The organism is Kitasatospora sp. NPDC094015, assembly GCF_040304075.1.
Lineage (GTDB): Bacteria > Actinomycetota > Actinomycetes > Streptomycetales > Streptomycetaceae > Kitasatospora.
Window position 1 is genome coordinate 1 of record NZ_JBEOUL010000032.1, and the last position, 13740, is coordinate 13740.

General features: G+C 73.9%; 17 protein-coding genes. 6 read left to right on the forward strand and 11 right to left on the reverse strand.

The window, feature by feature from the left end; genetic code table 11:
• Positions 1-266 (forward strand): aldo/keto reductase (locus tag ABT014_RS28475; RefSeq protein ID WP_350642078.1); only part of this gene is annotated, 266 nt, incomplete at its 5' end.
• A 166-nt stretch (positions 267-432) separates the two neighbouring features.
• Here ABT014_RS28475 and ABT014_RS28480 read toward each other — a convergent pair.
• Together ABT014_RS28480 and ABT014_RS28485 are read right to left on the reverse strand one after the other, a co-directional pair.
• Positions 433-1194 carry a TMEM175 family protein gene (locus ABT014_RS28480; RefSeq protein ID WP_350642079.1) on the reverse strand — a complete coding sequence of 254 codons (762 nt, stop codon included), beginning with the start codon at positions 1192-1194 and terminating at the stop codon, positions 433-435.
• 57 nt (positions 1195-1251) lie between these two features.
• The gene (locus ABT014_RS28485) at positions 1252-2445 is read right to left on the reverse strand and encodes an alpha/beta hydrolase family protein (protein ID WP_350642080.1); all 1194 of its coding nucleotides are present in this window, start codon (positions 2443-2445) and stop codon (positions 1252-1254) included.
• Positions 2446-2663: 218 nt separating this feature from the next.
• On the opposite strand from ABT014_RS28485, the gene ABT014_RS28490 reads away from it, so the two are divergent.
• Positions 2664-3203: a TetR-like C-terminal domain-containing protein gene (locus ABT014_RS28490; RefSeq protein WP_350642081.1), complete on the forward strand. Its 540-nt coding sequence runs from the start codon at positions 2664-2666 to the stop codon at positions 3201-3203.
• Between the two features lie 75 nt (positions 3204-3278).
• On the opposite strand, the gene ABT014_RS28495 is transcribed toward ABT014_RS28490, so the two are convergent.
• Positions 3279-3608 carry a putative quinol monooxygenase gene (locus ABT014_RS28495; protein ID WP_350642082.1) on the reverse strand — a complete coding sequence of 110 codons (330 nt, stop codon included), beginning with the start codon at positions 3606-3608 and terminating at the stop codon, positions 3279-3281.
• 444 nt (positions 3609-4052) lie between these two features.
• Here ABT014_RS28495 and ABT014_RS28500 point away from each other — a divergent pair, with 444 nt between their 5' ends.
• Both ABT014_RS28500 and ABT014_RS28505 read left to right on the forward strand, forming a co-directional pair.
• Positions 4053-4583, forward strand: a complete 531-nt coding sequence (locus tag ABT014_RS28500) for an EF-hand domain-containing protein (protein WP_350642083.1) — start codon at positions 4053-4055, stop codon at positions 4581-4583.
• Between the two features lie 96 nt (positions 4584-4679).
• Entirely contained in the window at positions 4680-5441 is a 762-nt protein-coding gene (locus tag ABT014_RS28505; RefSeq protein ID WP_350642084.1) for a rhomboid-like protein, read from the forward strand.
• A 47-nt stretch (positions 5442-5488) separates the two neighbouring features.
• Here ABT014_RS28505 and tgmC read toward each other — a convergent pair whose 3' ends face one another.
• From tgmC to ABT014_RS28520, 3 genes are all read right to left on the reverse strand, one after another.
• Positions 5489-6631, reverse strand: a complete 1143-nt coding sequence (gene tgmC, locus ABT014_RS28510) for an ATP-grasp peptide maturase system methyltransferase (protein WP_350642085.1) — start codon at positions 6629-6631, stop codon at positions 5489-5491.
• A 131-nt stretch (positions 6632-6762) separates the two neighbouring features.
• Positions 6763-7146 carry a VOC family protein gene (locus ABT014_RS28515; RefSeq protein ID WP_350642086.1) on the reverse strand — a complete coding sequence of 128 codons (384 nt, stop codon included), beginning with the start codon at positions 7144-7146 and terminating at the stop codon, positions 6763-6765.
• A gap of 55 nt (positions 7147-7201) precedes the next feature.
• Positions 7202-7600: a VOC family protein gene (locus tag ABT014_RS28520; RefSeq protein ID WP_350642087.1), complete on the reverse strand. Its 399-nt coding sequence runs from the start codon at positions 7598-7600 to the stop codon at positions 7202-7204.
• Between the two features lie 92 nt (positions 7601-7692).
• Between ABT014_RS28520 and ABT014_RS28525 the strand changes: the two genes are divergently transcribed.
• A complete protein-coding gene (locus tag ABT014_RS28525) occupies positions 7693-8718 on the forward strand; it encodes a helix-turn-helix transcriptional regulator (RefSeq protein WP_350642088.1) in 1026 nt (341 codons plus the stop codon).
• A gap of 35 nt (positions 8719-8753) precedes the next feature.
• Here the strand turns inward: ABT014_RS28525 and ABT014_RS28530 are convergent, their stop codons facing one another.
• Positions 8754-9269 carry a putative immunity protein gene (locus tag ABT014_RS28530; protein ID WP_350642089.1) on the reverse strand — a complete coding sequence of 172 codons (516 nt, stop codon included), beginning with the start codon at positions 9267-9269 and terminating at the stop codon, positions 8754-8756.
• A 99-nt stretch (positions 9270-9368) separates the two neighbouring features.
• Positions 9369-10814 carry a DHA2 family efflux MFS transporter permease subunit gene (locus tag ABT014_RS28535; protein WP_350642090.1) on the reverse strand — a complete coding sequence of 482 codons (1446 nt, stop codon included), beginning with the start codon at positions 10812-10814 and terminating at the stop codon, positions 9369-9371.
• 90 nt (positions 10815-10904) lie between these two features.
• Between ABT014_RS28535 and ABT014_RS28540 the strand changes: the two genes are divergently transcribed.
• Positions 10905-11486 carry a TetR/AcrR family transcriptional regulator gene (locus ABT014_RS28540; RefSeq protein WP_350642091.1) on the forward strand — a complete coding sequence of 194 codons (582 nt, stop codon included), beginning with the start codon at positions 10905-10907 and terminating at the stop codon, positions 11484-11486.
• Between the two features lie 15 nt (positions 11487-11501).
• On the opposite strand, the gene ABT014_RS28545 is transcribed toward ABT014_RS28540, so the two are convergent.
• The 3 genes from ABT014_RS28545 to ABT014_RS28555 form a co-directional block, all read right to left on the reverse strand.
• Positions 11502-12311, reverse strand: a complete 810-nt coding sequence (locus ABT014_RS28545; RefSeq protein WP_350642092.1) for a polysaccharide deacetylase family protein — start codon at positions 12309-12311, stop codon at positions 11502-11504.
• A 163-nt stretch (positions 12312-12474) separates the two neighbouring features.
• Positions 12475-12633, reverse strand: coding sequence for a hypothetical protein (locus ABT014_RS28550; protein ID WP_350642093.1), 159 nt, complete (start codon positions 12631-12633; stop codon positions 12475-12477).
• A gap of 96 nt (positions 12634-12729) precedes the next feature.
• A complete protein-coding gene (locus tag ABT014_RS28555) occupies positions 12730-13470 on the reverse strand; it encodes a nucleotidyltransferase domain-containing protein (protein ID WP_350642094.1) in 741 nt (246 codons plus the stop codon).
• Positions 13471-13740: the final 270 nt, after the last annotated feature.

The following is a 13740-nucleotide window of genomic DNA, read 5'->3' on the forward strand; positions in this document are numbered from 1 at the left end:
AGCTGGCCGAGCACGGCATCGCCTACGTGCCCTTCTTCCCCCTCGGCGGCTTCAGCCCGCTGCAGTCCTCGGCACTCACGGCCGTAGCCACCCGGTTGAACGCGACGCCCATGTCGGTCGCCCTGGCCTGGCTCCTGCAGCGGTCGCCGAACATCCTGCTGATCCCCGGCACCTCATCGGTGGCACACCTGCGCGAAAACGCCACCGGCGCGGGACTCCCGCTCTCCGACGACGATCTCGCCGAGCTCGACAAGATCGGCCGCTGACCCCACGGCGCTCACCAGCAGCTGGGGCCGGGTCGACCGGAGGCCGCGCGGGCAGCAGCGCCGCGAATTGATCCGCAGGTCGGTCGACCTGCCGGAAGAACGGGCACAGGTCTCCCAGCGATCGCAGAGCGTCGCAACTCCATGATCACGGAGACCTGTGCCCGCCTCACTGCCCGGTGCCCCACCCGCCTGTCTGCGCAGGCTCCAAGTCCGGCCCGGGTGCGCCGCCTTCCCCGTGGTGCACGTCCTGGGCGGCCGACGGGGCGGGGATCGGCCCGGTCGGGGCGAGGCGGGGGCGCAGCAGCGGGGTGAGGGCCCGGGCCAGGGCGCCGGAGAGGAACCAGAGGAGCTGGACCCACGGTGCCCACCACACCAGGAGCAGGGTCAGCGCCCAGTAGCCGGTGACCAGCCAGGAGATGACGCTGTCGAGGCGCCGGTCCGGCTCGAGGGCCGGGGAGGAGAGGACGTCGGGGCGGCCCGCCAGGGTCTGGATGCTCGAGCGGCAGATCATGAGGAGCAGGACCACCAGGCCGAACAGCAGCGCGGCCGCCGGGTTGCCCGGGTGGTGGCCCACGATCGCGGTGGCGTACGGCAGGAACCCGGTCAACAGCAGCAACGGGAGGTGGAGCAGGGTCATCGCGCCGTCGAGCCGGACGATCCGGTCGAGCGTGGTGTGGTGCTGGCGCCAGACGATCCACAGGACCAGGAAGGCCAGCAGGTAGGAGTAGAAGGCGCCGGACTCCTGGACCAGGAAGTGCCACAGGTGGGCGGCGACCTGGGACTTGGACCTGCCGTCGGCGGTGTCGAAGTCGTCCCCCTCGGGGTGTGGGATCTCGATGACCAGCAGGGTCATGGCGATGGCGAACACCGCGTCGGTGAAGAATCCGAGCCGCTCGGGGGTCTGCCCCGGTCGTGCTGCCTGGTCCATGTTGCTGCGTCCCTCGTGGTGGTGTGCGGTCGATGCTGGTGCTGGTGCTGCCGGTGGTCAGGCGGTGGGGAGGGTGCGGTCGAGCCAGTCGAAGGTGATCTGCTGGAAGCGGGCGGTGGCCCCCATGTGGCAGTGCTCGCCGGCGCCTTCGGCCTCGCGGAGGGTGACCAGGGTGTGCGGGCAGGTGAGGGCGGCGGCCACCTGCTGGGGCTGGCCGCGGAAGAACTGGTCGTTCTCGGCGTCCAGGACGAGGGTCGGGCAGGCGATCAGCGGGGCGACGCCTTCGAGGGTGTAGTCGGCGGTGCGGCGGATGTAGTCCGCGGGAGAGTCGGCGCCGAACGCCCACGCCCCGTTGCGCAGGGCCCAGCGGAGCTGGGTGCTGCCCTGCATGAGCAGGCCCGCGACCGGGTCGGCGAGGTCGTCGCGCCCGGCCTCGACCCACTCGCTCAGGAACGGCGGCATGATCCGGGTGTGGGCGTCGTGGTAGCTGTAGAGGCCGTCGTCCAGGACCAGCGCGGCCAGCCGGTGCTCGTGCGCGGCGGCGCGGGCGGTGAGGTAGCCGCCGAGGCTGTAGCCGAGCAGGGCGAGGCGGTCGGCGGCGATCTCGGAGCGGGTCAGCGCGTAGTCGACCACGGGGGTGACCACGGCCTCCCAGTCCGGCCGGAAGACCATCCCCTGCTCGCGCAGCGCCGCCCCCTGGCCGGGCCCGTCGTACGCCAGCACGTTGTAGCCGCGGCGCAGCGCGGCCGCGCCGATGACGAAGTACGCCTCCTCCAGGGTGGAGTCGAAACCGCTGGTGAAGATGACGGTGGGCCGCGGGGTGCCGGAGTCGTCGACCAGGAACAGGTAGCCGGGCAGGGTGGTGTCCCCGTACGGGATGCGGACGGCCTCGACGGGGGTGTCCAGCAGGACGGCGGCGGTGGCGAAGGTCTCGCGGGAGAGCGCGGAGAGCGCCTTGACCTCGGGGTCGTGGGCCGGGTCGTCGCGGCGGTAGAACTCGGCGGTGCGGTAGTAGTTCGAGGCGCGCAGCAGGGCCTCGCGGCCGCTGACCCGGTGGCCGGCGGCGAGGGAGCGGGTGCCGATGGCGTGGACGCGCTCCGCGGTGCGCTTCCACTCGCGCAGCCAGGCGTCCTCGTCGCCCTCGCCGACGCTGCGGACGGTGGCCAGGACCTCGCCGAGGTCGGCCCCGCCCTCGGTGGCGAAGCCGGCCGCGCGCAGGGTCTCGAAGGAGAACGACTCGTCCTCGAACATGAATCGCATGCTGCACCCTCGTCCGATTGTCGAGACGGAACGCTTCCGTCTCGTCTGAGGAGGACAGTACGCCCTGGCTAGTCGAGACGCAACCGTTCCGCCTGGTGTAGGTTCGGGTCATGGCCACCTCCCCCACACCCCCCGCATCCGCATCCGCATCCACAGCCGCACCGGCAGCAGGGCGCCGACCGCCCGGCGGGCCGGTGCTCCAGGACTCGGTGACCGAGGCGATCGCGGCGGCCTTCTTCGAGGAACTCGCCGCGGCCGGGTACGCGCGACTCTCCCTGGAGGCGGTGGCCAAGCGCGCCGGCGCGGGCAAGGCCGCCATCTACCGGCGCTGGCCGTCCAAGCTGGAGATGACCGTCGCCCTGGTGTCCGCGGCCGCCGTGGACACCCCCGAGACCGACACCGGCACCCTGCGCGGCGACGTGCTCGCCTTCCTGACGGAGGCTGCCGCCGCGCTGCGGCACCCGCTCCCCGCCAGGATCATCCCCGACCTGCTGGCCGAGAGCGGCCGCAACCCCGAGCTGCGGCAGGCCCTGCTCACGTCCGTCCGCGACACCCGCCGCGCCCGGGCCGCCCACGTGCTGGACCGCGCGGTCGAACGCGGCGAACTCCCCCCGGACGTGGACCGCGAACTCGCCCTCGACCTCGTCGCCGGGCCCCTGTACTGGCGTCTCCTCGTGGTCGGCACCCCCACCGCCCCCGACTACCTGGACCGCCTCACCGACAAACTCCTCGCCGCCTTCACCGCCTGACGGCCCGCCGCGCGACCGCGACGGTCGGCCTGCCGGTGCGGCCCCACGGCGGAGCCGCGCCGGCGGCGGGGCCGGTCAGCCCTCGGTCGGGGCGAGTTCGGCCATGTCGGACCAGCCGTCCACCGGCGCGTCCACGTAGATGATCTGCGGCTTGGTGGCGATCCGTGCCGGGAGTTCGGCCATCGCCGCCTTGAAGTGGTCGGAGTTCACGTGCGCCGCGCCGGCCTCGGGCGACGCGAAGGCCTCCAGCAACACGTACTGGTCCGGGTCGTCGACGCTGCGGGACCACTCGAAGAAGACGTTGCCGGGCTCGGCCCGGGTGGCCAGGGTGAACTCCTCGACCAGCGACACCCACCGGTCGCTGAACTCGGGCCTGGCGGTGAACTTGACGGTGATAAGAATCATGGATGCTCCTCGGGAGACGACGGCCGCGCCCCAGCCTGCCCGAACCCGGCCGCTCCCCCAAGTCCGGCGCGCGCCGCAGCCGTCGGGCCGACCCCGCGTCAGAGGTGCTCGGTGAGCCGGTCGGCCGCCCAGTCGCCCCACTCCTCGGCCGACCGCGAACCCCGGATCCCGAACTCCAGCGCCAGCCACCGGCAGACCTGGACCGGATCGCCCCGCCGCTCGGTGCCGTCGCGCGGTGCTGGCTGCTGCTCCCGGCGATCCGGTTCGCACCGAGCCTCGCCGACCGTCCGCGCGGGGCCGCCGCGGCCTGACCCCCGGGGATCCGGGACCGTTCGCATTCACTCCAACGAGTGAGCACGACGGCATGGGACGCGGCTGCGGCCGGTGGTCGCGGGTTACGTTTCCCCGCGAACCACCCCCACCGAACGCCGTAGTCACGGAAGGATGCTGACGACCATGGGCGCGTACAAGCAGCGGACCATCGAATTCTTCGACCTCCTCGACGCCAGCCGGAGCGGCTACATCGATCCGGAGGACCTCTCGCTCATCACGGCACGCAGCGGCTCGGACGCGCAGCTGACCCCGGTCATCTCCACGTTCTTCCGCGAGCTGCTGCGGGCCGCCGACCCGAACAAGGACGGCAAGGTGGGTAAGGAGGAAATGCTCGCCTACGTCGAGCGGGCGATCCTCGGGAAGGACGCCGACGCGATGCCGGAGTTCCTGCGCACGCTGGCGGCCGGCGCGTTCCAGGTGATGGACGCCGACGGGAACGGCAAGGTCGACAAGGCCGAGTTCGAGCGGTACCTCAAGGCCCGCAACGTCACCGACCCGGCCGCCGCGAACGAGTTCGCGAAGCTCGACCGCGACCGCGACGGCTCCCTCACCGCCGCCGACCTGCGCGCCGGGATCCACGTCTTCTTCACCGAGGTTGATCGGGACGTACCGCAGCAGTGGCTGATGGCTCTCTTCTCCTAGCCGACCGGCTCCCGGTCCGGCGGGGTGGTGGCGGCGGACCGTCCTCCACCACCCCGCCGCAGCTCATCCCCCGTGCGGCCTGGACAATATGACGGTATGAACCCCCAGTCCCCGCAGGGCGCCGCAGGCCGCCTGCTCCGTGCCGCCCGGTGGTACCCGCGCCGCGCCCCGCTCACCCTCGCCTACGTCTGCCTGCTGCTGGCCGGCCACGTCTGGATCGGGCACGGGCTGTCCGCCGACCGGGCCGCCGACCTGCTGAGGCACGTCAGCACCAACCTGGACAACCTCCAGGACCACCCGGTGACCGCCCTGCTCGGGAGCGTGCTGCTCTTCGACGGCACGCTCACGGACGTCGCCTCGCTCGACTTCGTGGGGACCTTCATCACCCTTGGCCTCGGCGTCTGCTGCTTCCTGGCCTGGGCCGAGCAGCGGTGGGGCAAGCTGCGCGCCGCGGCCGTCTTCCTCGGCGGGCACGTGGTGGCCACCCTGCTCACCGCGGTCGTGATCACCGTCGCGCTGCGGCAGGGCTGGTACCCGCAGGACGTACGGCAGGCCACCGACTACGGGGTCAGCTACGGCGCCCAGACCGTGCTGGCGATCGGCACCCTCGCCCTACCCCGCTGGGGCCGCCTCCCGTGGGTGCTGTTCGTCCTCGCCTGGCCCGTCGGCGGCGCCGAATGGCCGGGCCCGATACCGGACTTCACCACGATCGGGCACCTCGTGGCAGCGGCGCTCGGCTTCGCACTGCTGGCCGTCCCGGCATTCCGCCGCCCCCGCGGCCGGGCCGACGGAACCACCGCCACCACCGCCGAACCGGCGATGCCGGCACCCGAGGCCCGGACCTCCACCTCGGCCTGAACGCGACGGGTGCCCGGGCGCCGGGGCTCAAGGGCCCGTGCCACGGCTCAGATCGGCAGATTCCAGCTCGGACCGCCCTCGGCGCCCAGCCAGACCTGCTGACCTTCCCTGGACACGGTGATCCCGAATCCGTCCTGATGGGGCATGCCCGCGGCCTGCCAGGCCTCGACGGCGTCCTCGACCTGGTCCCACAGGCGGAGCGGGCCCCGTTGGACCACCGTCCAGCCGCCGCCGGGGTCGGGCATGGTGCGGGCCTGCGACCCGGTGGCCACGTCCGAGAGGATCTGCTGCCCGCCCGCACCCATCCGCTCGGCCGAGGGCGCTGCCAGTTGGGCGACCCAGCCGCCCGTCCACGTGCTGATGACCTCCGGGTCGATCCGGGTCGGCCGCTCGTCGCCGGGCAACAGCGACAGGCTCTGCCGGGGCGGGCGGTCGTGCGGGCGGGCCATCATGAAACTCGTCCAGCCGGGCAGGAACCGGCCCGTGGCACCACCGGGCTCGGTCACGGTGAGCAGCGCGAGCCCGAAGGCGTACGACCAGCCGGACAGCGTGACCAGGATCTTTCCGCCCGGCTTGACCTGGTGCAGCCACGGGGGCGGGACGTGGCGAACCGAACAGGTGGCGATCAGCCGGTCGTAGTCGTCGCCGTCCGGGTCGCCGAGCAGCCCGTCACCGATGATCAAGCGAGGCGCACAGCCGGCGGCCTTGATCGCAGCCGCGGCGGCCCCGCCGACCACGGGGTCGTATTCGACGCTGGTGATGGCGGCGCCCCCGAGGCGGTGCGCGCCGAGGGCGGTCGAGTACCCGGTGCCGGTGCCGATCTCCAACACCCGGTGCCCGGCGCCGGTGTCGAGCTGCTGCCACATGCGCAGCACCAGTGACGGCAGGGTGGACGAGGACGTCGGAGTTCCGGTCACGGTGCCCCCGGCCACGTCGTCGGGCCGGATGCGCCCGTCGAGTTGGGTGATCAGGGTTTCGTTGGAGTAGACCTGTTCCAGCCACCCGGCCTCACCTTTGCACACGGGGTGGTAGGCGGTCGGATTGCTCCCGGCCACCGGCAGGAAGAACGACCCGGCGAACAGCTCCCGGGGCACCGCCCTGGCCGCGTTCTCCCACGCCGGATCGGCGATCCTGTCGTCCCCGGTGAATCCGTCCACCAGGGCGGCGCGCAGCTGAGCCGATGTGCTCACGAGTCGGGGCCTTTCTCCAACCGGTCGGCAAGGGCGCGGGCGATGGCATCGGCGGCACCCGCGATCTCAACGAGCGGACCAGGACTCTCGTACCGATCAGCCACGCCGTACCGGGATGCCGTACCGCACGGTCAGGTCTGGTCGAGGCAGAGGCAGAAGGGGTGGCCGGCCGGGTCGAGGAGGACGCGGACGTGGTCCTGCGGCTGATGGTCCGCCAGGGTGGCGCCCAGGGCGAGTGCGTCGGCGACCGCCGGGCCGAGGTCGCCGACCTGGAAGTCGAGGTGCATCATCGGGCGCTGCGCGCCGTCGGCTGGCGGCCACACCGGCGCCCGGTAGCCCTCGGCCTGCTGGAAGACCAGGAACGGGCCCTGCGGGGAGGCCGCGACGACGGCCGTCCCCGGCTCCTGGTGCCCGAGGTGCCAGCCGAGCAGGTCGGCGTAGAACCTCGCCAACCCGCCCGGGTCCGGCGCCTCGATCGTCGTGCCCCACCACATGCCACCGGTTCGCGATCTCATCCGGCCAGCCTGCCCGACGGCCGCGCCGTCCGCCCGGGGAACCGACGCGCGGGCCTCAGCGCCCGAACTTGGCGACCGCCGCCGGGGTGACGGGCGTGAAGAGGTTGACGAGGTTGCCGTCGGGGTCGCGGAACAGCAGCGAGCGGTTGCCCCAGGGCATCGTGGTGGGCCCGGCCACGAGGTCGGTGACGAAGCCGTCCAGCTCCTGGTGGACGCGGTCCACGTCGTCGACCAGGAACTCGGTGATCACGCTGTGGTTGTCCGCCGGGCGGGCGGAGCCCGGGGCGAACAGCGGGACGGTGCGGGTGCCGGCGATCGCGAGGGTGGCGCCCGGGGTCCTGAGCTCGGCGAAGTCCTCGGTGGCCCAGTCCGCCGCCACCCCCGTGACCCGCTCGTAGAAGGCGACGAGGCGCGCGACGTCGCTGGTGATGATCCGGATCGAGACGAAGTTCACGGGAAGCTCCTGGGGAGTCGGTGTTTCTTACGCCTCGAAGGCTAGGACGAATACCGGACGGAATCGGTCCGGTATCGGCGTAGCCTTGTCCCATGACCCGTCCCACCGGCCGCGTGCTGACCCTCCTGGAGCTGCTGCAGTCCGGCGGCACCCGCACCGCAGCCGAACTCGCCGACCGGCTGGAGGTCGAGGAGCGCACCGTGCGGCGGTACGTCGACCAGCTGATCGACCTCGACGTGCCGGTGGAGTCGGTGCGCGGCCGCTACGGCGGCTACCGGCTCCGCCCCGGCTACCGCCTGCCCCCGCTGATGCTGAGCGACGACGAGGCGCTGGCCGTGCTGCTCGGCCTGGTCGCGGGCCCGGCGGCCGGAGCGACGCCGGCGCAGCGCACCGCGCGCGAGACGGCCTCGGCGAAGCTCCGCCGGGTGCTGCCCGAGCACCTCGGCCGGCGGCTCGACGCGCTCCTGGACGCCCTCGCCTTCACCGACCGGGCCGGCTCCCCGGTCGCCCTGGACGCCGGGGTCCTGCTCGGCCTCGCCGATGCGGTGCGCCACCGGCGGCCGGTCTCGATCGGCTACACCGACCGCGCGGGACGGCAGAGCCGGCGCACGCTGCACGCGTACGGGATCGTGGCGCACGGCGGGCGGTGGTACGTGACCGGCGCGGACGCCGCCAGCGGCGAGGACCGGACCTTCCGGCTCGACCGGATCGCGGACGCCAGGACGCTGCCCGGCCGCTTCGAGGTGCCCGCGGGCCCCGATCCGGCGGAGCGGGTGCTGTCCGGGTTCGCCACTGCCGCTTACCGGTACGAGGTGACCGTGCGGGTCCACGGAACGGTCGACCAGGTCCGCGCCCACCTGCCCGTCACCGTGGCGACCGTGACGGAGTGCGACCTCGCGGCGGGCCCGGACCGGGTGGACGAACGCTGGCTGCGGGTGGAGCTGCGCGCCGAGCGTCTCGACTGGCTGCCGGCGACGCTGGCCGCGCTCGACCGGCCGTTCGTCGTCGAGCGCCCGGACGAGCTGCGCGAGCGCGTCCTCGCACTGGCCGACCGCCTCCGGGCCGGGGCCGAGACCGGGGCCGGAGCCGGAGCCGGAGAAAGGGCCACGCCGAGCTGACCGCGACCGGCCCGGGGCGGCGCGGTCAGCAGCGGTCAGCAGTCGAAGACCGACCAGCAGATCGCGTTGCGCAGGCGCTGGTCGTCCAGGACGAGGGCGCGGATCGGCTCCGGGAGCCGGTCGCGCTGCCAGCCGCACTCCAGCCGGCCGGCCTCCACGGCCTCGCCCGCGGGCACCGCCGCCCGTACGGCCTTGATCGCGTACGCTGCCGCGCCCAGCTCGTGCGCGGCGACGTGCGCCACCACCGCGGCCTGCCCGGCGGCGAAGGCCGCGTGCCGGGCTGCCCCGCCCAACACCCGTGCCGCGGCCATGGCGTGGCCGCCGGCCGAGCGGGAGTCGGACATCCGGATCTCGCCCCGGGTCCACGCCCGGACCTGCTCGATCGCCTGCCGGGGCCGGGCGTCCTCGGGCCGCACCGCCTCGAACAGGTGCAGGACGTGCTCCGCGCAGTCGGCCGCCCAGCGGGCCAGCAGCCGGTGGTCGGGGTCCGTGAGGGTGCCCCCGCGGCGGATGGTGGTGAACCTCGGGTCGCGCTCCTTTGGCAAGATCACCGGCCCACGGTACGGCGCCGCCGCGCCCGCCCTCAAGCCCCGCCGGGCCCCCACGTCGAACCGGCCGATCCCGGGCCGCCGGTGGCCAGGCCGCCTGTCTCAGGCCCCCGCTGCCGCGCGCCGGGGCAGCAGCAGGCAGAGCGGGACGGCGGCGGCCGTGAGCGCCACCGACCACCCGAAGGCGGTGTCGAAGCCGGCGGCCACGGCGGCCGGGGTGCCGGCGGCGCCGACCGCGTGCTGGAGCAGGACGGCGAGGACGGCGACACCCACGGCGCCGCCGAGCTGCTGGGCGAGGCGGGTGATGATGCTGGCGTCCGGGATCTCCCGGTGCCCCAGCCCGGTGTAGGCGGCACCCATCGGCGCGATCATGGCGGCACCGAGGGCGATGCCGCGGGCGAACAGCGCTGCCATGAGCAGGAGTTCACTGCTGGTTGCGGTGACGAAGGCGAACGGCACGGTGGTCGCGGCCACCGCCGCGAACGCCACCAGCGCGACGGCCCGCGGCCCGAACCGGTCGGTGCAGCGGCCCGCCACACCGCGGGCGATCAGCGCGCCGACCCCCTGCGGGATGAGCAGCAGCCCGGCGCCGAGCGCGTCCTCACCGCGGACCTGCTGGAAGTACAGCGGCAGCAGCATCATCGATCCGAACAGGGCGAGACCGCCCAGCAGGAGCAGGGTGGCGGAGGCGGCCACCGTACGGCGGCTCAGCAGCCGGACGTCGACCAGCGCGGGGCCGGAGCGGCGGCGCAGCGCGCGGACGGCGAAGGCGGCGATCAGGACGGGTCCGCCGACCAGCGGGATCAGGGCGCCGGCACCGCCCGGGCCCGCGCCGCCGCCGATCCGGGAGAGGCCCTGGACCAGGGCCACGCACCCGGGGCCGAGCAGGAGCAGGCCGACGACGTCCAGCCGGGGCGCGGGGGCGCCGGGTGCGGGCCGGTCGTCGGGCAGGTTGCGCAGCGCGAGCCAGCCCCCGACGACGCAGAACGGGATGTTGACGAGGAACAGCCAGCGCCAGTCCGCCAGGTGCAGGATCAGGCCGCCGAGCACCGGGCCGAGGATCGGGCCGAGGGCGGTGGGCACGGTGATGACGGCCATCACCTTGCCGATGTTGCGGCCGCCGGCGGCCTGCACCAGCAGGGTTGCCATCAGCGGCATCATGATGCCGCCGGCGAGGCCCTGGACGACGCGGAAGGCGATCAGTGCGCCGGCGTCCCGGGCCAGCGCGCTGAGGACCGAGCCGAGCAGGAAGACGCCGAGTGCACTCACCCACAGGCGGCGGCCGCCGATCCGGGACTGCGCCCAGCCGGCGAGCGGGACGGTGACGAACACGGCCAGCAGGTAGGCGGTGCTCACCCACTGGACGGTGGCGAGCGGGGCGTGCAGGTCCCGGGCGAGGGCGTCGAGGGCGACGCCGACGATGGTCGAGTCGAAGACCACCGCGAGGCCGCCCACGATCAGGGTGATCGCCAGGCTCCGGACGGTGGGGTCAACCCGGTCGGGGTCCACCGCCGTCCGCGGGGCGCCGGTGGGGTTGAGCGTGGTCATGGGCTACCGCCTTAAGATACAGAGATCTATCTAACGGCAGTCAGCGTAGGGCGCTAGGATAAGAAAGGCAACTCTATCCAAGGAGGACGCATGGCCGAGCGACGCCGCGGGGCCGCACTGGAGAAGGCCCTCCTCGACGCAGCCTGGGAAGAACTCGCGGACCACGGCTACGCGCGGTTCACCATGGACGCCGTCGTGAAGCGGGCGGGCACCAGCCCACCGGTCCTCTACCGCCGCTGGTCGAACCGCGAGGAACTGGTCCGGGCGGCCATCGTCCACACCCTGCGCGAGGCCCGCCTCGACACGCCCGACACCGGAAGCCTGCGGGAGGACGTGCTGACCCTGATGCGCGAGATCAACGCCACCCGGGTCCAGCTCATCACCGTGATGAACATCCACCTCGCCGGCTACCGGCAGGAGACCGGCACCAGCCCCGCCGACCTGCTCGACCCGCTCGTCACGGGGCGCGCGGACGCGCTCGACCTGCTCTTCGACCGCGCCGTCGAACGCGGCGAGGCCGACCCCGAACGCCTCACCGCGCGGATCAGGTCGCTCCCCTTCGACCTGCTGCGCCTGGAGATCCTCACGACCTTCGCGCCCGTGCCCGACGCCGCGCTCCAGGAGATCGTGGACACGGTCTTCCTCCCCCTGGTGCACGGGCCGGGGGCGTGACGCCGTCCCCCCGCGTCACCCCCGGGGAGCGGTGAAGCGGTAGCCGGCGGCCAGCACCGCCGGCAGGTACCGGGTGAGGGCGCCCACCGTCTGCGAGCGGTTCCCGCCGCCGTCGTGGGTGAGCACGATCGCGCCCGGCTTCAGCTCCTTGGTGAGCCGCTGGGCGATCACGTCCGTACCGGGCTCCGCCCAGTCCTGCGGGTCGACCGACCAGCCCATCGGCCGCATCCCCAGCTCGGCGCCGACCTTGAGCGTGGTGGCGGACCAGTCGCCGCCCGGGGCGCGGAACCAGGTGGGCGCCTTGCCGGTGACCCCGTGCAGGAAATCGGAGGTGCGCCCCAGCTGCTCGCGCACCTTCTCCTCGGGCAGGCTGCGCAGGTCCGGGTGGCTCCAGGTGTGGTTGGCGACCAGGTGCCCGCGGGCCGCGATCTCCCGGACCAGCTCAGGGTGCGCGGCGGCGTTCTCGCCGATCAGGAAGAACGTCGCCCGGATGCCGTACTTCTCCAGCAGCGCCAGCACCTCGGGGGTCCAGCGCGGATCCGGGCCGTCGTCGACGGTGACGGCGACCACCTTCCGGTCGACGTCCAGCTCGTTCAGCGGCTGCATCTCGGCCGCCGTCAGGGGCCGTGGGGCGGCGGCGGGCTGGGCGGCCGCCGCGGCGGCGGGCGCCTCCGGTGGGGCGGGCGCCCCCGGCACCGCCGGCGCGCCGCCCGCGGCCTCGGCGGCCGGGTGGTCGGCGGGCTCCGCACCCGGCAGGGTCCCCCGCCAGCCCGCCGCCTCCAGCAGCGACAGGCCGGCCGTGACCAGCAGCAATCTTCGCGACAAAGTCTGACGATATGACAGCACTCTGGATGCATCCCCCGCCGCGGGCCGTCCGCCCCGACGACAACCCCGGCGGGTGTACGGCACCACTCAAAAGGGCCCGCCGCCGCGCGCGAACCGCTCGACGGGCTCATTGCCGGGCACCACGGCGGCCCGGACCCTTCCGTCAGTCGGAGCCGCCGCTCCTGCGGCGGGCCCGGCGTTCCCGGGCGAGGCGCTCGCGGCGCTGCTCGACCGGACTCTCCGGTATCAGGGCCGGCACCCGGTGCGACTGCCCGTCGGCGTCCACCGCCACGAACACCAGCCCGCCGCGGCGGACCGCCACCCGGCTCCCCGGAAGCAGCCGGCGGGCCCGGCCGGCGTCGTGCCCGCGGCTTCCCGGGTTGCCGGGAAGCACGGCGGCACCAGCGGGGCGGCGGGCTCAGCGAAGGGCGGCGACCGGCTCGGCGACGGTCCGCCAGGTACGGCGGTAGCCCTCGCGCAGTGCGCCGCCGACGAGGCCGAGGACCGCCGAGGCGGCCGCGATCAACGGGCCCGGGTCCTGCGTCGCCCCCAGCCGGGCGTGCGCGTCGAGCAGCGCGGCGCCGCGTTCCGGGTCCGCCGCCAGCAGCCGGCGCGGCAGCCACTTGCCACTGCCCGTCCAGGCCCGGTGGTGGTCGCAGAGCAGATCGACGGCGGTGCTGACGACGACCCCGGCGACGGCCAGGCGCTCGAACGCGTCGGTCGTGTCGCGCAGGTCGTCCAGAGCGTCCGTCAGCGCGTAGCGCTTGGTCTCCACCGTGTCCGGAGCGAGTCCGGCCGGGCCCCTGCGGAGGTCCTCCTCCGCCCGGGCCCGGGCGCGGGCAGCCTCGCCGTCCACGTCGACCAGGACCAGACCGGTGGCGTACATGCTCGGCATCACCGCGCGCCGGGTGGCGACGTCCACCGCGCAGAGGTCGCGCAGGCCGGCCCGGGTGTGCACGAAGAGCTCGACCACCCGCCCCTCGGAGCGGACCGTCTCCCGGTAGGTCTCGCCACCGTCGGCGACCAGCACGGCGATGTCCAGGTCGCTGCCGGCGGTGGCCCGCCCGGTCGCCGTGGACCCCGCCAGGATGGCGGCGAGGGCGTCGGGAAAGCGCTCGTGGACGAGGCGCCGGGCCTGGTCGATCGGATCGTGAGACATGCCGACCACCGTCCCACGGACCTCGGGGATCGTCACACCATTTTGGGGCGACGGCGGCGCCGGCGGGCGCGGTCGCCCGGCGTCCGGAGGGGCCCGGCGGGGAGCCCGGACAGGCGTGACGGTCCGTCAAGGGGTCGGCGCGGCAAGGGATCCCCACCTCGCCCCGGGGGTAGTGGCGGATTAATACGAATTTCGCGACTCCGGCGGATTCGTGCGGGCAGGAGTCACTTCCGTCACTTCCCGCACATAATCTCAACGTTTCGGGCCAAT